At 59.7% G+C, this 19,758-nt stretch carries 19 protein-coding genes; 5 read left to right on the top strand and 14 right to left on the bottom strand.

Translation table 11 applies throughout. The annotated features are described in order from the left end of the window. Positions 1-2: 2 nt before the first annotated feature. Positions 3-2,084, bottom strand: a complete 2,082-nt coding sequence (locus AC1RDQ_RS20950; protein ID WP_167362851.1) for a carboxy terminal-processing peptidase — start codon at positions 2,082-2,084, stop codon at positions 3-5. A gap of 138 nt (positions 2,085-2,222) precedes the next feature. Between AC1RDQ_RS20950 and AC1RDQ_RS20945 the strand changes: the two genes are divergently transcribed. After that, the gene (locus tag AC1RDQ_RS20945; protein WP_489340053.1) at positions 2,223-3,185 is read left to right on the top strand and encodes a zinc-binding dehydrogenase; all 963 of its coding nucleotides are present in this window, start codon (positions 2,223-2,225) and stop codon (positions 3,183-3,185) included. A 114-nt stretch (positions 3,186-3,299) separates the two neighbouring features. On the opposite strand, the gene AC1RDQ_RS20940 is transcribed toward AC1RDQ_RS20945, so the two are convergent. The 6 genes from AC1RDQ_RS20940 to AC1RDQ_RS20915 form a co-directional block, all read right to left on the bottom strand. After that, a complete protein-coding gene (locus AC1RDQ_RS20940; RefSeq protein WP_090453955.1) occupies positions 3,300-3,953 on the bottom strand; it encodes an HAD family hydrolase in 654 nt (217 codons plus the stop codon). Between the two features lie 34 nt (positions 3,954-3,987). Continuing rightward, positions 3,988-4,977 carry an ABC transporter ATP-binding protein gene (locus tag AC1RDQ_RS20935; protein WP_218497218.1) on the bottom strand — a complete coding sequence of 330 codons (990 nt, stop codon included), beginning with the start codon at positions 4,975-4,977 and terminating at the stop codon, positions 3,988-3,990. Then, positions 4,974-5,774 carry an ABC transporter permease gene (locus tag AC1RDQ_RS20930; protein WP_090453956.1) on the bottom strand — a complete coding sequence of 267 codons (801 nt, stop codon included), beginning with the start codon at positions 5,772-5,774 and terminating at the stop codon, positions 4,974-4,976. The genes AC1RDQ_RS20935 and AC1RDQ_RS20930 overlap by 4 nt, the downstream gene beginning before the upstream one ends. Continuing rightward, entirely contained in the window at positions 5,761-6,597 is an 837-nt protein-coding gene (locus AC1RDQ_RS20925; protein ID WP_492588009.1) for an ABC transporter permease, read from the bottom strand. Before AC1RDQ_RS20925 ends, AC1RDQ_RS20930 begins: the two co-directional genes overlap by 14 nt. Positions 6,598-6,602: 5 nt before the next feature. Beyond that, positions 6,603-7,409: an alkaline phosphatase family protein gene (locus AC1RDQ_RS20920; RefSeq protein WP_057715773.1), complete on the bottom strand. Its 807-nt coding sequence runs from the start codon at positions 7,407-7,409 to the stop codon at positions 6,603-6,605. Positions 7,410-7,587: 178 nt separating this feature from the next. After that, positions 7,588-8,652 carry an ABC transporter substrate-binding protein gene (locus AC1RDQ_RS20915; RefSeq protein WP_218497232.1) on the bottom strand — a complete coding sequence of 355 codons (1,065 nt, stop codon included), beginning with the start codon at positions 8,650-8,652 and terminating at the stop codon, positions 7,588-7,590. Positions 8,653-9,014: 362 nt separating this feature from the next. Here AC1RDQ_RS20915 and AC1RDQ_RS20910 point away from each other — a divergent pair, with 362 nt between their 5' ends. Further along, a complete protein-coding gene (locus AC1RDQ_RS20910) occupies positions 9,015-9,728 on the top strand; it encodes a UTRA domain-containing protein (RefSeq protein ID WP_159389544.1) in 714 nt (237 codons plus the stop codon). A gap of 184 nt (positions 9,729-9,912) precedes the next feature. Beyond that, the gene (locus AC1RDQ_RS20905; RefSeq protein WP_492588003.1) at positions 9,913-10,461 is read left to right on the top strand and encodes a hypothetical protein; all 549 of its coding nucleotides are present in this window, start codon (positions 9,913-9,915) and stop codon (positions 10,459-10,461) included. Positions 10,462-10,540: 79 nt separating this feature from the next. Here AC1RDQ_RS20905 and AC1RDQ_RS20900 read toward each other — a convergent pair whose 3' ends face one another. The 7 genes from AC1RDQ_RS20900 to minC form a co-directional block, all read right to left on the bottom strand. Next, entirely contained in the window at positions 10,541-12,646 is a 2,106-nt protein-coding gene (locus tag AC1RDQ_RS20900) for a mechanosensitive ion channel family protein (protein WP_492588002.1), read from the bottom strand. A gap of 126 nt (positions 12,647-12,772) precedes the next feature. Then, a complete protein-coding gene (locus AC1RDQ_RS20895) occupies positions 12,773-13,096 on the bottom strand; it encodes a hypothetical protein (RefSeq protein ID WP_492588010.1) in 324 nt (107 codons plus the stop codon). Between the two features lie 27 nt (positions 13,097-13,123). Beyond that, positions 13,124-14,413 (bottom strand): M18 family aminopeptidase, encoded by a 1,290-nt coding sequence (locus AC1RDQ_RS20890; RefSeq protein WP_007974949.1) that lies wholly within the window; start codon positions 14,411-14,413, stop codon positions 13,124-13,126. Positions 14,414-14,618: 205 nt separating this feature from the next. Next, positions 14,619-15,254 (bottom strand): RluA family pseudouridine synthase, encoded by a 636-nt coding sequence (locus tag AC1RDQ_RS20885; protein WP_046037585.1) that lies wholly within the window; start codon positions 15,252-15,254, stop codon positions 14,619-14,621. Positions 15,255-15,345: 91 nt separating this feature from the next. Next, positions 15,346-15,600, bottom strand: a complete 255-nt coding sequence (gene minE / locus AC1RDQ_RS20880; RefSeq protein WP_007974947.1) for a cell division topological specificity factor MinE — start codon at positions 15,598-15,600, stop codon at positions 15,346-15,348. 3 nt (positions 15,601-15,603) lie between these two features. After that, on the bottom strand, positions 15,604-16,416 hold the full coding sequence (gene minD / locus AC1RDQ_RS20875) for a septum site-determining protein MinD (RefSeq protein WP_057715767.1): 813 nt from the start codon (positions 16,414-16,416) through the stop codon (positions 15,604-15,606). A gap of 202 nt (positions 16,417-16,618) precedes the next feature. Continuing rightward, positions 16,619-17,356 (bottom strand): septum site-determining protein MinC, encoded by a 738-nt coding sequence (minC, locus tag AC1RDQ_RS20870; protein WP_090457784.1) that lies wholly within the window; start codon positions 17,354-17,356, stop codon positions 16,619-16,621. A 118-nt stretch (positions 17,357-17,474) separates the two neighbouring features. Here minC and AC1RDQ_RS20865 point away from each other — a divergent pair, with 118 nt between their 5' ends. Together AC1RDQ_RS20865 and AC1RDQ_RS20860 are read left to right on the top strand one after the other, a co-directional pair. Then, complete coding sequence (locus tag AC1RDQ_RS20865; protein WP_090453969.1) at positions 17,475-18,407, top strand: lipid A biosynthesis lauroyl acyltransferase; 933 nt, start codon at positions 17,475-17,477, stop codon at positions 18,405-18,407. 132 nt (positions 18,408-18,539) lie between these two features. Beyond that, the gene (locus tag AC1RDQ_RS20860) at positions 18,540-19,712 is read left to right on the top strand and encodes a patatin-like phospholipase family protein (protein ID WP_492588001.1); all 1,173 of its coding nucleotides are present in this window, start codon (positions 18,540-18,542) and stop codon (positions 19,710-19,712) included. Positions 19,713-19,758 lie beyond the last annotated feature (46 nt).

The following is a 19,758-nucleotide window of genomic DNA, read 5'->3' as shown; positions in this document are numbered from 1 at the left end:
ACTCAGTGCTTGGCCACTGCCGTGTTGAGTTTCAGGTAGTCCAGCAGAATCCGCCCTGTTTCGCTGAGGTAGGCGTCGTCTTCCGGTTTGGTCTTGTCATCCTCGGCCGCGATGGCGTCCTCGTCTTCTTTCTTCAGCTCTTTGAGCGGCTCTTCGCCCTTGGCCTTGCGACGGATGTTTTCCATGGCCAGCTGTTTGGCTTCGATGTCGGCGTGCTGGGCACGACGCTCGACTTCATTGAGGCTGACGGTTTTCTCGGCCATCAGTTTCTGCGCCAGGGCCAGCTTGTCACGGATGAACACGAACTCCGCATCTTTGGCCGTACGCACGTCATGCTCGGACTGGAGCTGCGAAATGTACGGCTTGAACGGGTCGACCGCAGGCTTGATCGCCGCCTTGATGGTGTCCCATGGCATGGCTTCCGGCAGGGCACTTTCACCGATTTCCTTGGTGTCGATGATCGACGGGTAATCGATGTCCGGCAAGACGCCCTGATGCTGGGTGCTCTGCCCGGAAACCCGGTAGAACTTGGCCAGGGTCAGTTTCAGTTCGCCATGGTTGAGCGGCTGAATGGTCTGCACGGTGCCTTTGCCGAAGGTCTGGCCGCCGATGATCAGCGCGCGGTGGTAGTCCTGCATGGCACCGGCAAAAATCTCCGAAGCCGAGGCGGACAGGCGGTTGACGAGCAACGCCATCGGGCCTTTGTAGAACGCGCCCGGATTTTCATCCTCCAGGACATCGACCCGGCCATCGGCGTTACGCACGAGCACGGTCGGGCCTTTGTCGATGAACAGGCTGGTCAGCTCGGTGGCCTCTTGCAAGGAACCGCCGCCGTTGTTGCGCAGGTCGATGACCACGCCGTCGACTTTCTCTTTCTGCAATTCGGTCAGCAGTTTCTTGACGTCGCGGGTGGTGCTCTTGTAATCCGGATCGCCGGCACGGAAGGCCTTGAAGTCCAGATAGAACGCCGGGATCTCGATGACGCCGAGCTTGTAGTCCTTGCCGTCCTGCTTCAGATTCAAGACCGACTTTTTCACGGCCTGATCTTCGAGTTTCACCGCTTCACGGGTGATCGGCACGATCTTGGTGGTCTGGTCGTTCGGCGCATTGCTGGCCGGGATAACTTCCAGGCGCACCACGGTGCCCTTCGGACCACGGATCAGCTTGACCACTTCGTCCAGGCGCCAGCCCACGACGTCGACCATTTCCTTGTTGCCCTGGGCAACGCCGATGATCTTGTCGGCCGGTGCAACCTGCTTGGTCTTGTCCGCCGGACCTGCCGGCACCAGGCGCACGACTTTCACCTGGTCGTTATCGCTTTGCAACACGGCACCGATGCCCTCGAGGGACAGGCTCATGTTGATGTCGAAGTTCTCCGCGTTATCCGGCGACAGATAGTTGGTGTGCGGGTCGTAGGACATGGCGAAGGTGTTGATGTACGCCTGGAAGATGTCTTCCGCGCGGGTCTGGTCCAGGCGCGCCAGCTGGTTCTTGTAGCGCTTGGTCAGGGTTTCCTGGATCTGCTTGGAATCCTTGCCGGCGATCTTCTGACGCAAGACCTCGTCCTTGACGCGTTTGCGCCACAGGTCGTCGAGTTCTGCGGTGGATTTGAGCCAAGGGGCGTCCTTGCGGTCGATCAGCAAGGTTTCCTTGGTGGTGAAGTCGATCTTGTCGACGCCTTTGTTCAGCTCGGCAATAGCGAAGTCCAGACGCGCCTTGACGCGGTCCAGGTAGCGCTTGTAGATGGTGAACCCGGCGTTCAGGTCGCCGCTCTTGAGGAAATCGTCGAACTGCGTCTTCCACTTGTCGAATTCGGCAATGTCGCTGGCCATGAAGTAGCTGCGCGACGGATCCAGCAGCTTGAGGTAGCTGTCGTAGATGATTACCGAGCGTGCGTCATCGAGCGGCGGCTTGCTGTAGTGGTGACGCTTGAGCAACTCCACGACGTTCAGACTGGCGATCACTTCGTCACGATCGGGTTGAAGCTTGTCCCAGCTATTGGCTGCGAATGTATTGCTCGACATCGGCAGCAAGCCGATACCGATGAATAAAGCGAGGGCAGTGCTGGGGAACAGATGCTTCATGCTGATTCGACGCGGGGACAATTGATAACGCATATTAGGCCGTCTTTGAAGTCGCCGGTTCTTTGGGAGCCGGTCGCATAATGCAAAAAACCCGACGCTATAGCTTCGGGCTCAGTCCAGACTCACTATGGAGGCACTGTGAAAGCATTGCAAGGCGTTGACGGTCAAGTGGTATGGGTTGATGAGCCGAGTCCTGCATGCGATGTAGGACAAGTTCGTATACGAGTGGCGGCAGCGGGCCTCAATCGTGCCGATTTGTTGCAGAAGGCCGGCCTTTACCCGCCCCCGCCAGGGGCCAGTCAAGTGCTCGGTCTAGAGTGCTCGGGGGTCATCAGCGAGGTGGGTGCCGGGTCCTCCTGGCAGGTTGGCGATCGGGTTTGCGCCTTGCTGGCCGGGGGCGGGATGGCCGAAGAGGTGGTTGTCGACGGGCGGCATGTGCTGCCGGTTCCCGATGGAATGTCACTGTTCGAAGCGGCTGCATTGCCCGAAGTTTATGCAACAGTCTGGTTGAATTTGTTTCAACTGGCCGCGCTCAAACCGGGTCAGAAAGTTCTTCTGCATGCCGGGGCAAGTGGAATCGGTTCAGCTGCCATTCAGCTGTGCAAAGCCTTCGGTAACCCGTGCTGGGTCAGCGTCGGCTCCGCAGAGCGATTGGCGTACTGCGAAGCGCTGGGCGCCCAAGGCGGCGTGGTGCGTAATGGCGATCTGGAAAGCCTGCGGGATCTGGGGCCGTTCGATGTGATTCTCGATCCGGTGGGCGGCAATTACGCGGCCCTGAACCTCAAGCTGCTGGCGCAGGATGGCCGCTGGGTGTTGATCGGTCTGATGGGCGGCCGCGAGGCCAAGCTGGATCTGGCCCAGGTGCTGGCCAAGCGTGTGCAGTTGCTGGGTTCGACTTTGCGCAGTCGTGACGATCAGTTCAAGGCCGATCTGTTCAGTGATTTGGGCCAGCATGTGTGGCCGTTGTTTGCTGAAGGGCGCTTGAGCTCGCAACTGGCCAGGACATTCCCGATCAAGGATGCCGAGGCGGCGTTTGCCGAGTTGGCGAGTAATACCGTGGCGGGGAAGGTGGTGCTAGTGATTGACGAAAGCCTCACCTGACAACACAAAAAACTGTGGGAGCGAGCTTGCTCGCGATGGCGGTCTGTCTGTCGGCATTAACGTTGACTGACACACTGCTATCGCGAGCAAGCTCGCTCCCACAGGGGATCCGGGTTACTTCCAGATATGGATCGGCCAGCCAGCCTTTTCAGCCTGCTCGCGCAACACCGGATCCGGGTTGACCACGTGGGGGAAATCCACCTTCAGCAACAGCGGCAGGTCATTGCGGGAGTCGGAATAGAAACTCGCGCCTTCGAGGTTTTCCTCCTCTGCATCCAGCCACTCCAGCAAGCGGGTGATCTTGCCTTCGCGGTAGGTCAGGGTGCCAACGGTGTGGCCGGTGTAGACGCCATGGGCCACTTCCAGTTCGATGCCCAGAATCTCGTCGATGCCCAGGCGCTCGGCGATGGGGCCGACCAGGTGCGTGCCCGAGGCCGAGATCACCAGGATCCGGTCGCCGGCCTTGCGGTGCGCGGCGATGGCTTTGGTGGCATCGCTGAAAATGATCGGCTCGATGAAGTCCTCTACCCACGGACCAACCAGGTGCGCGACTTCTTCAGGCGTACGACCAATCAACGGTTCCAGGCTGAAGGTCATGTAATCCTCCATGGCCAGATGGCCCCTGCCGTAGGCATCCATCAACTCCTTGTCGCGACGCAGGAACGACTCGCCATCGACCCAGCCGAGGCGGACCATTTGCTCACTCCACAGTGAGGCGCAGTCGCCGTGGATCAGGGTTTCGTCCAGATCAAAAATTGCCAGGGCCATCAGTGCAGTTCTCTCTTCAGCGTCAGCAAAGGCATCAGGCTACCTCACACAGGGCCGTCGGATCGATGGAAAGCGCCAGGCGCTGACCATCGGGATGCAGGTCGGCCGCCGAGCGGTTCAGCACATCCACCACCAATTCCACGCCCCGGGCTTCGACCCGGTAGCGAATCACGTTGCCCAGCAGGCTGTGGCTGCGTACTTGCGCGTCCAGTTCACCGTTGAGGCTCAGTTCGATGGCTTCCGGGCGAATGGCAATGCGCTTGTTGATCGGTCGCTGCAACAGCTTCGAGGCACTGTCGGCGTCCAGCAGGTTGTAGTTGCCGATGAACCCGGCGGCGAACACATCGACTGGCGCAGTGTAGAGGGTTTCGGCGTCGCCACTTTGTACGATCTTTCCCTGATTCATCAGGAAAATCCGGTCAGACATGGTCAGGGCTTCTTCCTGATCGTGTGTGACGAAAATCGTGGTCAAGCCCAGTTCACGCTGGATCTGACGGATCTGTTCGCGCAGGTGCTTGCGAATCCGCGCGTCCAGCGCCGACAACGGTTCATCCAGCAACAACAGGCGTGGCCGGGTCACCAGGGAGCGGGCGAGGGCCACGCGCTGGCACTGACCGCCCGACAGTTGGTGTGGGTAACGCGCGGCAAAGTCATTGAGCTCCACCAGTTTGAGCACTTCTGCGACGCGTTTGCGGCTGTCATCGGCATTGACCTTTTGCATGCGCAGGCCGAAGGCGACGTTTTGCTCCACGGTCATGTTGGGGAACAGCGCATAGCTTTGGAACACCATGCCGATCCCGCGTTTCTGCGGGCTCACCGGCACGATATCGGCACCATCGAGCAGGATTTTGCCGCCATCCACCGAAGTCAGGCCGGCGATGCAGCGCAGCAGGGTGGATTTGCCGCAACCGGACGGACCGAGCAGGGTGACGAATTCACCTTTCTGGATTTCGCAATTGATGTCGCTGAACACCGTGGTGCCGGCGAAGCTTTTCTGAAGATGTTGGACGCTGACATAGCTCATTCGCTTTTGTCCCTGTTCAAGATATTGGCAATCCAGGTCAGAACCAGCACAAAGAAGAAGTAGGAAATCACCAGCGCACTGGTGAAATGACCGCTGCTGTTGCGCATGTTGTTGAGGTAGACCTGCAGGGTTTCGTAGCGGGTACCGACAAGGATGTTGGCGAACACGAACTCACCGAACAGGAACGAGAACGACAGCAGCAACGCCACCATCAGGCCCTTGCGCAAGTTCGGCAGCACCACCAGGAAGGCGGCTTGAAAGGTGCTGGCGCCGAGCAACTGGGCGGCATCCATCAGGTCGCGCAGGTTGATCGCTTGCAGGTTGTTGGTGATCGCCCGGTACATGAACGGCAGCGCCACGGTGAAGTAGCAACCGATCAGGATCCACGGCGTGCCGACCATGGCGAATGGTCCGGAACCATAAAGCTGCAACAGCCCCACCGACGACACCACCGGCGGCACGGCAAAGGGCAGCAGGATCAGGATGTTCATCAGTGCGTCGAGTTTCGGGAAGTGGTAATGCACCACGAACAGCAGCGGCAGAATCAGCACTACCGAAAGAATCAGCGAACCGACGCAGACCAGCAGCGACTGCCCGAACGCATTCAGGAAGCGCGGATCGCTCCACAGCTGGATGTACCACTTGAGGGTGAAGCCACTGGGCAGAATGGTCGCCGACCAACTGCTGGAGATCGAATAGATCAGCGTGCCGAGCAGCGGCAACAGCAGGATGGCAAACAGCAGATACACCACGACGCGGTGGTAGACACCGGCGGGCCCCAGTTCAGCGCGAGACATGGTAGCTCCTCTTCAACAGCAACTGATGCACGATGGTCACCAGGGTCATCAAGGCCACAAGCACCACGGCCAGGGCGCTGGCCAGGTTCGGGTCCAGGGAAATGTCACCGGACACCATCGCCGCGATGCGGATCGGCAGCACGTTGAAGTTGCCGGTGGTCAGGGCGTACACCGTGGCGTAGGCACCGAGGGCGTTTGCCAGCAGGATCACGAAGGTGCCCAGCAGTGCCGGCGTCAAAACAGGCAAGCCGATGTGCCGCCAGTACTGCCAACCGTCGGCGCCGAGCAGCGCAGCGGACTCACGCCAGTCTTCGCGCAGTGCATCGAAGGCCGGATACAGCAGCAGCACGCCGAGGGGAATCTGGAAGTAGGTGTAGAGAATGATCAGCCCGGTTTTCGAGTACAGGTTGAAGTCCTGAATTATTCCGGCCTGCTTGAGCATGATGGTGAAGCTGCCGTTGAAGCCGAGCAGAATGATGAACGCGAAGGCCAGGGGCACACCGGCGAAGTTACTGGTCATGTTGGCGAAGGCGTTGACGAAGTTGCGCAGTTTCGAGTCCACCCGGCGCAGGGAATAGGCGCCGAGTACCGCGATGATGATGCCGAACAAGCTGGACCAGAAACTGATCTCGAGACTGTACTGGATCGCCTGCAAGTAGAACTTCGAATTGAAGATCTTGCTGAAGTTGGCCAGGCCCCAGCCGAACTCTTCCGATTGCAGGCTGTTGATCATCACCCAGGTCAGCGGTGCGATTTCGAACACGATGAAGAACAGCGCAAATGGCACCAGGCACAAGGCCGCGAGCCATTTGCCGCGAGTCATGGAATTCACTTCAGAAGCTCCCGGCACACCGGCTTGTCGTGAGGCACGCCCAGCAGTTCGCAGACGGTGCCGCAAATGTCAGTCTGTTCGGGCGCAGCGCCCGAATCGAAACTGAATGCGTCGCCGAGGACGAACAGCGGTACTTCGCGCTCTTCGGCAAGCAGCCCGTTGTGGGAGCGGTCGTTGTTCATGCCGTGGTCGGCGGTGACCAGCACTTGGTAACCGGCATCGAGCCAGCCTTGCAGGTAGTCGGCCAGGATGATGTCGGCCGAGCGGGCACTGTTGCGGTACTGCGGGGTGTCGAGGCCGTGCTTGTGCCCGGCGTCGTCGATGTTCATCGGGTGGATCAGCAGAAAATTCGGTGCATGGCGCAGGCGCAGGTTTTCGGCGTCGGCGAACAGGTGCGAATCCGGGTAGTGATCGTTCCAGTAAAAATGCCCATGCTGGATCGGTAGTTGCGGGTCATCGGTGTGACGGTCCCGGGCCGCCACGAAGGGCGAGCGGTTGTACAGCTCGCTGACCCAGTGATAGGCCGCCGCCGCGGTGACAAGGCCTGCGTCAGTGGCGTAGTGATAGATGCTGCGCTGGTTGGACAGGCGCGAGACATTGTTGTGGACGATGCCGCTGTCGATCGGCGCGACGCCGGTCAGGATGCATTCGTACAGGGGGCGGGACAGGGCCGGCAACTCGCACTGCAGTTTGTAGAGTGCCGCGCGTCCTGCGCCGACGTAGGCCTGCAGGTGCCCCATGGCGTGGCGGGCGACCTCGTAGTTGAGGCCGTCGAGCACGACAAGGATGACGTTGTGCTTCATAGGGGCAAAAACTCCGCAAAACAGATGATTCAAGTACGCAACCAATCCCTTGTGGGAGCGAGCTTGCTCGCGATGAGGGACTTCCATTCAACATCAATGCTGAATGTCAGGTCGCTATCGCGAGCAAGCTCGCTCCCACAGGGATCTCCATCAGGCCTCCCGTTGGTGGGCTACCCGCTTACTGCATATTGATGATGACTTCTTCCTGCCACTTCTGAGGAAGGGCCTTGGAAGTCTTCTCCCAGGCGTCCGCGTCCTTGATCGGCGTGACCTTCTTGTACTGCTCGTTAGGCAGCAGCTTGGCCTGCACCTCGGCTGGCAGGGTCAGGTGTTCGGCACGGATCGGACGGGCGTTGCCCTTGGCCAGGTTGATCTGGCCGGCGTCACTGAAGATGTATTCGCGGGTCAGCTTGGCCGCATTCGGGTTTTTCGCGTACTTGTTGATGATGGTGGTGTAGCCGGAGATCACCGAGCCGTCGGACGGGATCAGCACCACGTAGTCATCCGGGTTGGCCATCTTGGCCTTGTAGCTCAGGCCGTTGAAGTCCCAGACCACGCCGACTTCGATTTCGCCTTTTTCCATGGTGGCAATCGTCGGGTTGGACATCGACAGGCGACCTTGCTTGGCGATGTCGGCGAACAGATCCAGGGCAGGCTTGAGGTTTTTCTCGTCGCCACCGTTGGCCAGTGCCGCGGCCAATACGCCGTTGGCTGCCTGGGCCGCGGTGCTCACGTCGCCGATGGAGACCTTGTATTTGCCGCCCTTGAGGTCAGCCCACTTGGTTGGCGCCTCGGAGCCATGCAGCAACTTCTTGTTGACGATGAAAGCGATGGTGCCGGTGTAGGCCAGTGCCCAGTTGCCGTCCTTGTCCTTGGCCCAGGCCGGAATCTGATCCCAGGTCGAAGGTTTGTAAGGCTGGACCACGCCTTGCTTGACCGCGATCGGGCCGAACGCTGCACCGACGTCGCCGATGTCGGCGCTGGCGTTGTCTTTTTCCGCGGCGAACTTGGCGATCTCCTGGGCCGAGCTCATGTCGGTGTCGATGTGCTTGAGGCCGTACTTGTCGCTCAGGTCTTTCCAGGTGCCGGCCCAGTTGGCCCAGTCATTGGGCATGCCAACGCTGTTGACGGCGCCTTCCGCTTTCGCAGCGGCTTCCAGGGTTTTCAGATCATCGGCCGCGATGGCGGCGGTGCACATTGCGATGGTCGAGCCTAACAGTGATGCCAGGAAAAGCTTTTTCATTCCGAAGCTCCTTGGGTCGTGTTCAACGCTGCGATTGCGGTTTGTGTTGGTCTAGGTCAGCAATACCTGAGCCAATTTAAGGGGACTGGATGACACTTTGATGTCGTTCGTCGCCCGGAATGACTTTTTGTTCAGCGGTATCGCGACTGGCCTGCTAAGCGTAGACCATGGTCAAGACCCCGGGTGGCAAGGGACTTGGCCGATGAATTGCAAGTTGTTGAAGGCAGGGAATGGCGACCGTTGGGCGGCTTTGTCACATCTGGTTCATCTGCACTGCCTACGCTGCAGACTATTGAATGAGCCGGTTTACACTGCGGTTCTGCCCTGAAATGGTGCTGGTCTAGTCCAGAAAGGAAACGTTGATGCGTGAAGAGGCAACAAAAGCGGTAACAGCCATCGGCCAGGTGCTTCAGGAACAGATCGACCATGGACTGTTGACCCCCGGCAGCAAATTGCCGGCCGAACGCAAGCTCAGTGAATTGTTTGGCACCACACGGATCACTTTGCGTGAAGCGTTGTTGCAGTTGGAGTCCCAGGGGCAGATTTATCGCGAGGAGCGTCGCGGCTGGTTCGTCTCGCCGCCACGCCTGGCCTACAACCTCATGCAGCGTAGCCACTTTCACGCGATGGTCAGCGCCCAGGGGCGGGTGCCGTCGACCGAGGTGATTTCGGCGCGATTGCAGCCGGCATCGGCGGCAATCTGTGCCTGGCTGCAATTGCCGGCGCTGTCGAGCGTGATTCAGATCTGCCGTTCCCGGCGGATTGACGGGCGACTGGTGTTGTATGTGGAACACTATCTGAACCCACAGTATTTCCCGGGGATTCTTGAGTTCGATCTGAATCAGTCGATCACCGAGTTGTATGCGCGGCATTACGACTTGCACTACGGGCGGGTGCGCTTCGAGATTGTACCTACGGCGTTGTCGGTGGATGCGGCGGCGGCGTTGAAAGTGTCGGTGGGTAGCCCGGGCTTGCAGATTGCCCGGGTCAACTATGACCAGCATGAACGCTTGATCGACTGCGACCTGGAGTTCTGGCGGCATGATGCGATTCATGTTGGAGTTGATGTAGTTTGATTCTGCTTCAGTCGTCCATGAAGCGGACGCGTGAATAAAGGCACGGCAAGTGTGCGTCTGATCTGGTGGTTAAATACTGATATTAATTGGTGCGCTGTTTTACTGTTCTTATTCGTGTTTCCCGAGTAAGTTGGGGTCGCCGCTATACAGGCGGTATTGGAGTTATTTATATAAGGATATTGTTATGATGGCATCGATTTTTTCATTTTCTGCCACCCTGGATATTTCCGGGCGTCCGGTCATGGTGCTGGAAAATGGACGTATAGGGACGCGCTGGAACAACGGCGAGCCAGCGCTTTTTCATTTTAATTTTATAGGTAGTTACTGCAGTATCTATGTGGCTGGGGAGCAGGCTGGTTGCGTAAGTTGTGATGAGAGTGGGTATCTGGAGCTACGCACTCAGCCGACAATTTTTCATCTGCAGGATACCGAGACGGGCTCAATGGAATGGAGTGGTGTTGCACTAGGGAACGCTTTGATTAATCTGTCTACAGTTTACGGTGCACCGGTTCTGCAGTTTGATGGGGATGATGCTTTCAATGATATAGATACACTCTATAACTTTCTGATAGCCGCCCAGAAAGTCAGGGTGGAGGCCGCTTCGGGCAATGTTAAATATATGGTGCCAAACGGAAATGGGGTCTGGAAAAAAATCCCTGAAAGTCAATCATACTCTCCAGAGCCTGTATCGATTGGGCTGAGTATTAAAAGTATTGAAGTGCCCGGCTCTTGAGGTTGATGTTGGGCAAGTCGTAATGTTCTTTAAGTGAAAACTGGCAGCTTTGGATATTTCCACGCTGCCTTTTCGTTTGTTACTCTTGTGACCCTGCACCGGCTGTCATCACTTGCACACTCATCCGCGGTGTCGCCAGATCCAGTCCGGCTTCATCCATGTGCCGCTTGAGCGACAGGTTGAACGCCCGCGAAACCTCCCACTGCTTGATCGGCGCCGTCTTGAACCGGGCGCGAAGGATCGCGTTGCCCGACTCGAAACTTTCCACCCCCTGGAACTCCAGCGGCGACCAGATATTGCGCCGCTGCAGCGGGTCGGTGCGCATTTTCTGGCCGACTTCGCGCATCAGTTTGATTGCGTTGTCGATGTCCATGTTGGCCGGCACCGCTACCCGGAAGATCGCGTAGCCGAATTCCCGGGAGTAGTTCTTGATGCTTTTGATTTCGCTGAACGGAATGGTGTGGACGATGCCGTCGATGTCCCGCAGGCGCACGGTACGGATGGTCAGGCCTTCGACCGTGCCGAGGTGGCCGCCGACATCCACGTAGTCGTCAATGGCCAGGGAGTCTTCGATGATGATGAACAACCCGGTAATCAGGTCGGCTACCAGCGACTGCGCACCAAAACCGATGGCCAGACCGATCACACCGGCACCGGCCAGCAGGGGCGTGACGTTCATGCCCATGTTCGCCAGGGCAACGATCAGCGCGATGATGAAAATCGCTATGAACAGCACATTGCGGATCAGCGGCATCATCGTCTGTGCGCGGGCGTTGGCCAGGCCTTTGCGCGAGCGGGTGAGTGCGTGGTGCACGGCGGTATCGCTGAGAATCCAGATCAGCCAGGCAAACAGTAGCGTGCCGGCGAGGCTGAACAGTTTGACGCTGACTTCATGTCCGTCGCCTTCGGTAAAGCGGATCAACGACATGCCCCAGACCCGCAGGCCGAGTTCGATAAAGGCTAGCCACACCAACAGGTGAACGATGGTGTAGAAGAAGTTTTTCAGCCGTTCCGAATACACCGCGTAGCGCCGGATGCCGCGCTGCGGTTTGAGGGCGTGGCGGCGTACCAGGCCGTTGATGACCATGCACAACACCAGCAAAACCGTGCAGATCAGCGACTGGCGCAGGGCGGTGCTGGTGTCGCCGGCGGAAATGAACGTCGCGAACAGGGAAATGGCCACCAGCACCAGCGCCGGCACGTACCAGAAGGTGCCGAGAATCGACAGGGTGTCGTTGAGGGCGCGGCGGGTCAGGCGCCGGGACAGCGGTTGGTTGCGGATCAGGTGGGCGATTGGCCGGCGGAAACGCAGGATGAAGCGCCCTGTGGAGAGCGCGGCCAGGACATTGGCGGCAGTCGCGGCGGTATGGGCCAGATGGCTGCCGAGGCTGTTGACCAGTTGCGGATCGCTCAGCGCTTCGCCAAACGCGGCGAAGCTGCCGATCAGCCATAGCGGTCGAAACGCCTGGTGCCGAAGGATGTACAAGGCGCGGTGGCGGTGTGGGCCGTCGAGCAGGGAAAAGGCAATCACGCAGATGGCCGAGAAACAGGTGCCGACCACCAGTGCATAGGCCAGCACCATCGCCAGGCTTTTGCCCAGGGACGAGGGCAGGGCGTAGCTCATGTAGACCGTGATCACCAGGGCGATCAGCCATGGCCCGAGTTTGCGCAGCGCAAAACGCAACATGTCCAGGGCCCTGGGATGCTGCGGCAGTTCTTCGGTCAGGCCGAAACGCATCCGCACGCGGTGGCTGATCCAGATCAGGGCAGCGGCCAGCAGGCTCCAGATCATCAGGATCATGGCAAAGGCGAACAGCATGGGCAGCCATTCATTGGCCGGCAGCGCCAGCGCCACCAGTTCTTCCCTGGCCTGATCGAATTCACTGGACCAGAGCGTGAGCGGACTGTCGACGCCGGAAAATTTCTTCTCGAAATTGGCCAGGGTTCCGCCAATCAGGCCCAGTACGCCTTCTTCGGTAATCGGCTGGGCCTGTTTGGTGGTGTCGCGGAGCCTTTTCAGGTCGGCCAGCAGCTTGGTGCGTTGCTGGTCGTTCTCCAGTGACTTGATCACTTCGTCCAGGGATTGCCCCAGCGGTTCCTGTGCTTCGGGCTGCGCCTTGGCCTGGTTGTTGAGCAGGCCCGGCAGGCCGGCCGCTTGGGCAGGCGCCACTGACAGCAGCGTCATCAGGCAGACAAGGACAATACACGGGAGGGAAAAAAGACGAGCGAACACTAGGCGGTCAACCTCGCAGGGAGCGGATCGACCGAGTGTACGAGCCCGTCAAAATCAATGCGAGCCAAGGGCGAGGAATTATTCGTTGAGTTTGGCGAGGATCTTGAGAACAACGGTCGCGAGAATGGTCAGCATGCCGATCCACATGGTAAACACACCGGCATTTTTGTCGCGAAAGTTGAAGCCGACCGCCAGCAGGAGCATCCCGGCAAGAATCGGAATCAGCATGGCGTGAAAGGTAGACATCGAAATCATGGAGACGGCCTTGTCGAAGGGATACTGGAAGTCTAGGCGGCTTTTTTGCACCGTGTTGTCTGTAGGAGCGAGCTTGCTCGCGATGAACTTCAAGGCGCCGTGTTTATCCAGAAAACACGCGTAATCGTTCACGTCCATCGCGAGCAAGCTCGCTCCTACAGGGTATTGCGGGGTTTACGGCAACTCGCGGCAGGCGTAGAACGCGCTCAGTACCTTGACCAGATGCGCCAGGTCATGGCTGCCGCACAGTTCGCGGATCGAGTGCATGGCGAACGTCGGCAAGCCGATATCCACGGTGCGCACGCCCAGGTGGCTGGCGGTGATCGGGCCGATGGTCGAACCACAGCCCATGTCGCTGCGCACTACGAAGCTTTGCACCGGCACTTCTTCAGCCATGCACAGGTGACGGAAGAACCCGGCGGTTTCGCTGTTGGTGGCGTAGCGCTGATTGCTGTTGACCTTGATCACCGGGCCGGCGTTGAGTTTCGGGCCGTGGTTGGCATCGTGCTTGTCGGCGTAGTTCGGATGCACGCCGTGGGCGTTGTCAGCCGAAACCAGCAGGGATTTCTGAATGGTGCGTACGAATTCATCACCTTCAGGCAGCAAGCGACGCAAGGTCTGCTCAAGCATCGGGCCGTCGGCACCGCAGGCCGAGCAGGAACCGACTTCTTCGTGGTCGTTGCAGACCAGCACGCAGGTTTCGTCGGTGTCGGCCGTCAACAGCGCTTGCAGGCCGGCGTAGCACGACAGCAGGTTGTCCAGGCGCGCGCCGGCGATGAAGTCGCCATGCAGGCCAATGACCGCAGCGCTTTGGGTGTCGTAGAAACTCAACTCGTAATCGAGCACCACGTCGGCATTCAGGCCGTGTTCGCGGGCGAGCTGGTCGGTGAGCACCGCGCGGAAGTCCACGCGCTCGTCACCGGCAAATTGCGCGAGGATCGGCGGCAGTTCGGTCTGGGCGTTGATTGCCCAACCCATGTTGGCTTCACGGTTGAGGTGAATCGCCAGGTTCGGAATGATCGCGACCGGTGCCTTGAAGTCGATCAACTGGCTCTCGACCTTGCCATCACGACGGAAGGTTACGCGGCCCGCCAGGGACAGGTCGCGGTCGAACCACGGCGCCAGCAGCGCGCCGCCATAGACTTCAACGCCCAGTTGCCAGAAGCCCTGGCGTTGCAGTTCCGGTTGCGGCTTGACGCGCAGGCACGGGCTGTCGGTGTGGGCACCGACCAGGCGAATACCGCCGTGCAGCGGTGAATGGCGGCCCATCTTGATCGCGACAATCGAAGAGTCGTTGCGGGTGACGTAGTAGCGACCGTTGGCTTCGGTATTCCACGGCTCGCGCTCGTCGAGGCGTTGGTAGCCCGCCGCTTCCAGGCGCTGAACAAGGCTGGCGGTGGCATGGAACGGGGTAGGGGAGGCCTTGAGGAAATCGATCAGGCCTTGGTTCAACTCTTCGCGCATAAAGTAGCTCCAGACAGCAGTGGCGCCAGTTTAACGTATTGGTCAGGGAATTGGCGGTGGCGTGCGGGTGGAGTGGCGCCCCCCCCCTGTAGGAGCGAGCTTGCTCGCGATGATCCCAAGAACGCCGCGGGGCGCCAGGCTTCCCGCGTTATCGTTGACGACCATCGCGAGCAAGCTCGCTCCTACAGGGGGGAGTGCGTTGCGTTCAGAACGGTGCCGGGCACTCGAAGCGCAGGCGTTCGCCACTTTGCGGATGGGTGAAGCTGAGCATGCTCGCGTGCAGACACAGGCGCGGCCAGGCCGCCAGCGCCTGCTCATGGGCATAGAGCCCGTCACCCAGCAGCGGATGACCAATCGAGAGCATGTGCACGCGCAACTGGTGGGAGCGGCCGGTGATCGGCGTCAGCTCAACGCGGCACCAGTCGCCGCAACGCTCCAGCACTCGCCAGAAGGTCAGTGCGTGTTTGCCGAATTCATGGTCGACCACGTGGCGCGGCTTGGTCGGCGGGTCGTAGCGCAAGGGCAGGTCGATGCTGCCGCTGTCCAGTTCCGGCTGACCCCAGCACAGGGCGGTGTAGGCCTTTTCGGTTTCGCGGTCGTGAAATTGTCGGGACAGTTCGCGATGGGTGTCCGGGTCGCGGGCCAGCAGGATGATGCCGGAAGTCTCCCAGTCCAGGCGATGGACAATTCGCGCTTCCGGGTAGCCGTTTTCCTGCAGGCGGGTAATCAGGCAGTCCTTGTTGTCGTCGGCCCGGCCAGGGACAGAGAGCAACAGGGTCGGTTTGTTCACCACCAGTACGGCGGCATCCTGATGGATGATGTGGATGTTGGACAGCGGCATTAAAACAGCCTCGTAACAAACGCCAACGGCGGCTCAGGTCCCTTGCAGTCGCGCAAGGGGCCTGAGCCGCCGTGGCTCCAGCCGGATCGACTCAGCGATCTGGCAGGGTGATATTGAGTTCCAGAATCGAGCAGCTGCCCTGGCTTTCCAGTGCGACATGCACGTCATCGGACCCGATATTGACGTACTTGCGGATCACCTCCACCAGTTCCTTCTGCAAGGCTGGCAGGTAGTCCGGGGTACTGCGTTGGCCGCGTTCGTGCGCCACGATGATCTGTAGACGCTCTTTCGCTACCGACGCGGTGCTTTGCTTTTTGTTGGCACGAAAGAAGTCAAAAAGGTTCATTGCTTAGTTGCCTCCAAACAGGCGCTCGAAGAATCCCTTCTTCTGTACATCAAGGAATCGATGATCCACGACCTTGCCCAGCAGGCGGTCAACGGTATCGCTGTAGGCCTGGCCGGCATCGCTCTGGTCGTCGAGAATCACCGGAACACCCTGGTTGGATGCCTTGAGCACCGCCTGGGATTCAGGGATCACGCCGAGCAGGGTCACCGAAAGGATGTCCTTGACGTCTTCTACGCCGAGCATTTCGCCTTTGCTCACACGTTCCGGGTGATAACGGGTAATCAGCAAGTGTTCCTTGATCGGGTCTTCGCCGCGTTCGGCACGACGGGACTTGCTGGCCAGCAGGCCGAGCATGCGGTCGGAGTCACGTACCGAGGAGACTTCCGGGTTGGTCACGACGATCGCTTCATCGGCGAAGTACATGGCCAGGTGGGCGCCTTTCTCGATGCCTGCCGGGGAGTCGCAGACCACGAACTCAAAGTCTTCCTTGAGCTGCATCAGGACTTTTTCCACGCCTTCGACGGTCAGCGCGTCTTTGTCGCGGGTCTGGCTGGCGGCCAGCACGTAGAGGTTTTCCAGGCGCTTGTCTTTGATCAGAGCCTGTTGCAGGTTGGCTTCGCCGTTGACCACGTTGACGAAGTCATACACCACGCGGCGCTCGCAACCCATGATCAGGTCGAGGTTGCGCAAGCCCACGTCGAAGTCGACGATCACTGTTTTGTGGCCGCGCAGAGCGAGGCCGGTACCGATAGCGGCGCTGGTGGTGGTCTTACCCACACCACCCTTGCCGGATGTAACCACGAGAATCTTGGCCAAGGTGTTTCACCCCTAAGGAAAAAGGACTTTTCAGTCCCTGAAAAACATCTCCTGAAAAACTACTGCAGTCGGACAGCCTTGGCTGGAATCCGGTTTTGAGCGGCGTTTACCCCCGGTAAACACTGCTTTCGGCCTTTTTCCTACTTCGTTTGAGCCGTTTTCGCTACGTTTTAGAGATGCTTGGAAAATGCGGCAGTATCCGTTAAAGCCGAATGATGTTCAACACGTCGCCGGACAGGCTGACCTGCACACCCGAACCCCATAGAGGGTCGCGGCGCAGATCTTCGGAAACCTTGTAATGCCCGGCGATGGAAATCAGTTCAGCACTCATTTGCTGACAGAAAATCCGCGCCTTGGTGTCGCCCTTGACGCCGGCCAACACGCGACCACGCATCGGGCCGTATACATGGATGTTGCCATCGGCGAGAAGTTCCGCCCCCGGGCTTACCGAGGAGATCACCACCAGATCGCTGCCCTGGGCATAAATCTGCTGGCCACCGCGTACCGGCGAGGTGATGATTTTCGTCGGCTTGATGGTCGGCTCGGGCGGTTTTTCCGGTTTTTTCTTCGGTTCGCCTTCGGTCAGGTCCAGTGGACGCTCCCGGGCACCGGACGGTGGTAGCACCGGCAGGTCGACCGCGATGGCGGCGGCAATGTCTTCGATGCGGCTGGCGCGGATCGCCAGGGTACGCAGGCCATGCTGGCGGCAGACGCGCATCAGCCCTGGCAGATCGACCGCGCCTCCGTTGGCCGGGAGTTTGTCCAGGGCCAGTACCAGTGGCGCGTTGCTGAAGAAGTTGGGCGCCTGGGCGACCTTGGCGGCCAGTTGCCGATCAAGGCTTTCGAGGTCGTTACGGGCCAGTTCCAGCACCGTAATGGCCAGCATGCTGCCCTTCAACTGGAACACGGGATCTTGGTCTAGCGGTTCGGTTTGGCTCATGGTCGGCATACAACGACTTGTCACTAAAAGTGCCGAGACTTATAACGAGAACGCCCGCGGGCCGCAAGCCGGGTCGAACGATGTAGAATGCGCGGCCATTGTCATTCCGGAAGCATTAATGGACCGCCCGCGTTTTCGAAAAGCATTTCTATCTCCACGTTTCTGGCCGCTGTGGTGTGGCCTGGGGCTGTTGTGGCTGATCGTCCAGCTGCCGTACCCGGCACTGCTGTGGATCGGTCGCGCACTGGGCGCATTGATGTATCGGGTAGCCGGCGACAGACGGCGCATTGCCAAGCGCAATCTGGAACTGTGTTTTCCTGAAAAAACCGCCGCCGAACGCAAACGCCTGCTCAAGGAAAACTTCGCCTCCACCGGAATCGCATTCTTTGAGATGGCGATGAGCTGGTGGTGGTCGCGCAAGCGCCTGGCAAATCTTGCTCATATCGAAGGGCTGGAGCATTTGCAGCAGGCTCAGCGTGAGGGCAAGGGCGTGATCCTGATGGCCCTGCACTTCACGACGCTGGAAATCGGCGCGGCGTTGCTCGGTCAACAGCACACCATCGACGGCATGTACCGCGAGCACAAGAATCCGCTGTTCGACTACATCCAGCGCCAGGGCCGCGAGCGGCACAACCTCGATTCGCTGGCGGTGGAACGCGAAGACGTGCGCGGCATGCTCAAACTGCTGCGCTCGGGCCGGGCGATCTGGTACGCACCGGATCAGGACTACGGTGCCAAGCAAAGCATTTTCGTGCCGCTGTTCGGCATTCAGGCCGCGACCGTCACCGCCACGAGCAAGTTTGCGCGACTGGGCAAGGCGCTGGTGGTGCCGTTCACCCAGGAACGTCTGGCGGACGGCAGCGGATATCGCCTGGTGATCCATGCGCCGCTCGAAGGCTTCCCCGGCGAAACCGAGGAGGCCGACTGCCTGCGCATCAACCAATGGATCGAAAGCGTTCTGCGCGAGCATCCCGAGCAATACCTGTGGGCCCATCGCCGCTTCAAGAGCCGTCCACCGGGCGAGCCCAAGCTGTACGCCAAGCGCGTGTAGGAGCGAGCACGCTCGCGATGGTGGCCAACGATAACGCGGGACACCTGACCCCCGCGGCGTTTTCACAACCATCGCGAGCAAGGGAACAGGTTGAAACAACGAAATCCCATCAAGCACCATGGAGAGTTGTGCATGAGTCCAGGCGAACCGGTTACAGGGTTGATTCTTTCCGGTGGCGGGGCTCGGGCGGCCTATCAGGTCGGGGTGCTGGCGGCGATTGCCGAATTGCTGCCGCCGGGGGCCCGCAATCCGTTTCCGGTGATCGTCGGCACCTCGGCGGGCGCGATCAACGCCGTCAGCCTCGCCAGCGGGGCGATGGACTTTCGTAACGCCATCGAGCGCCTGACGGCATTCTGGCAGGGCTTTCGCAGTCATCTGGTGTTGCGCAGCGACTGGCCCGGGGTGATCCGCCAGGCCAGCCGTTTTGTCAGCCACAGTTTGCTCGGCATCGGTGCCCAGGTTCCGGTGGCGCTGCTCAACAGTTCTCCGTTGCGGGATTTGCTCAACGACAAGCTGCATATGGGTGGCATCGCCGAAGCGATCGCACAGAAGCAATTGCATGCGGTGGCGGTTACCGCGTTCGGCTATGAATCCGGCCAGGCCGTCACCTTCTATGAGGGCGGCGGCAAGATCGATGCCTGGTTGCGCCATCGGCGTATCGGTGTTCCCACCCGTTTATCCGTTGAACACCTGCTCGCCAGTTCGGCCATTCCGCTGCTGTTCGCCCCGGTGAAAATCGGCGAAGAGTATTTCGGGGATGGCGCGGTGCGTCAGTCGGCGCCGATCAGTCCGGCGTTGCATCTGGGTGCCAGTCGGGTGCTGGTGGTGGGCGTCAGTGGCAACCCCCGCGGGATTGACCCGCGACAACCCTTGTTGCGTAGCTACACCGGTCAGCAGCCGTCCCTGGCGCAGATCGGCGGGCACATGCTCAACAGTACGTTCATTGACAGCCTGGAAAGCGACATCGAGCTGTTGCAGCGCCTGAACCAGTTCAGTCACCTGATGCCCGACGGTACACCCACCCGCGCTTTGGGCGTGGCGCCGGTGGACGTGTTGGTGATTTCACCGAGCCAGCCGATCGATGAGATTGCTGCGCGTCATCGCCAGGAATTGCCGGCGGCATTGCGCCTGTTTCTGCGCGGGCCGGGGGCGACCAAGACCAGCGGGGCGGGGGTTTTGAGTTACCTGCTGTTCGAGGCGGGGTATTGCAGCGAGTTGATTGAACTGGGGCGGCGGGATGCGTTGGCCAAGCGCGGGGAATTGTGCCGGTTTCTTGGAATAGGGGAGACTTTGGTTTCGGCTTGAGATGTAGGAGCGAGCTCGCTCGCGATGGACGAAAGGACACCGCGGG

Source organism: Pseudomonas sp. GW823-FHT02E01, assembly GCF_058797535.1.
This window is presented reverse-complemented; position numbering and strand designations above follow the sequence as displayed.

What these genes read in the sequence shown, in the direction of transcription:
- AC1RDQ_RS20920 (WP_057715773.1), bottom strand. Translation starts at nt 7,409, where the DNA reads ATGAAGCACAACGTCATCCTTGTCGTGCTCGACGGCCTCAACTACGAG.
- AC1RDQ_RS20935 (WP_218497218.1), bottom strand. Translation starts at nt 4,977, where the DNA reads ATGAGCTATGTCAGCGTCCAACATCTTCAGAAAAGCTTCGCCGGCACC.
- AC1RDQ_RS20910 (WP_159389544.1), top strand. Translation starts at nt 9,015, where the DNA reads ATGCGTGAAGAGGCAACAAAAGCGGTAACAGCCATCGGCCAGGTGCTT.
- AC1RDQ_RS20860 (WP_492588001.1), top strand. Translation starts at nt 18,540, where the DNA reads ATGAGTCCAGGCGAACCGGTTACAGGGTTGATTCTTTCCGGTGGCGGG.
- AC1RDQ_RS20930 (WP_090453956.1), bottom strand. Translation starts at nt 5,774, where the DNA reads ATGTCTCGCGCTGAACTGGGGCCCGCCGGTGTCTACCACCGCGTCGTG.
- AC1RDQ_RS20915 (WP_218497232.1), bottom strand. Translation starts at nt 8,652, where the DNA reads ATGAAAAAGCTTTTCCTGGCATCACTGTTAGGCTCGACCATCGCAATG.
- AC1RDQ_RS20865 (WP_090453969.1), top strand. Translation starts at nt 17,475, where the DNA reads ATGGACCGCCCGCGTTTTCGAAAAGCATTTCTATCTCCACGTTTCTGG.
- AC1RDQ_RS20940 (WP_090453955.1), bottom strand. Translation starts at nt 3,953, where the DNA reads ATGGCCCTGGCAATTTTTGATCTGGACGAAACCCTGATCCACGGCGAC.
- AC1RDQ_RS20925 (WP_492588009.1), bottom strand. Translation starts at nt 6,597, where the DNA reads ATGACTCGCGGCAAATGGCTCGCGGCCTTGTGCCTGGTGCCATTTGCG.
- minE (WP_007974947.1), bottom strand. Translation starts at nt 15,600, where the DNA reads ATGAACCTTTTTGACTTCTTTCGTGCCAACAAAAAGCAAAGCACCGCG.
- AC1RDQ_RS20905 (WP_492588003.1), top strand. Translation starts at nt 9,913, where the DNA reads ATGATGGCATCGATTTTTTCATTTTCTGCCACCCTGGATATTTCCGGG.
- minC (WP_090457784.1), bottom strand. Translation starts at nt 17,356, where the DNA reads ATGAGCCAAACCGAACCGCTAGACCAAGATCCCGTGTTCCAGTTGAAG.
- AC1RDQ_RS20900 (WP_492588002.1), bottom strand. Translation starts at nt 12,646, where the DNA reads ATGACGCTGCTGTCAGTGGCGCCTGCCCAAGCGGCCGGCCTGCCGGGC.
- AC1RDQ_RS20950 (WP_167362851.1), bottom strand. Translation starts at nt 2,084, where the DNA reads ATGAAGCATCTGTTCCCCAGCACTGCCCTCGCTTTATTCATCGGTATC.
- AC1RDQ_RS20890 (WP_007974949.1), bottom strand. Translation starts at nt 14,413, where the DNA reads ATGCGCGAAGAGTTGAACCAAGGCCTGATCGATTTCCTCAAGGCCTCC.
- AC1RDQ_RS20885 (WP_046037585.1), bottom strand. Translation starts at nt 15,254, where the DNA reads ATGCCGCTGTCCAACATCCACATCATCCATCAGGATGCCGCCGTACTG.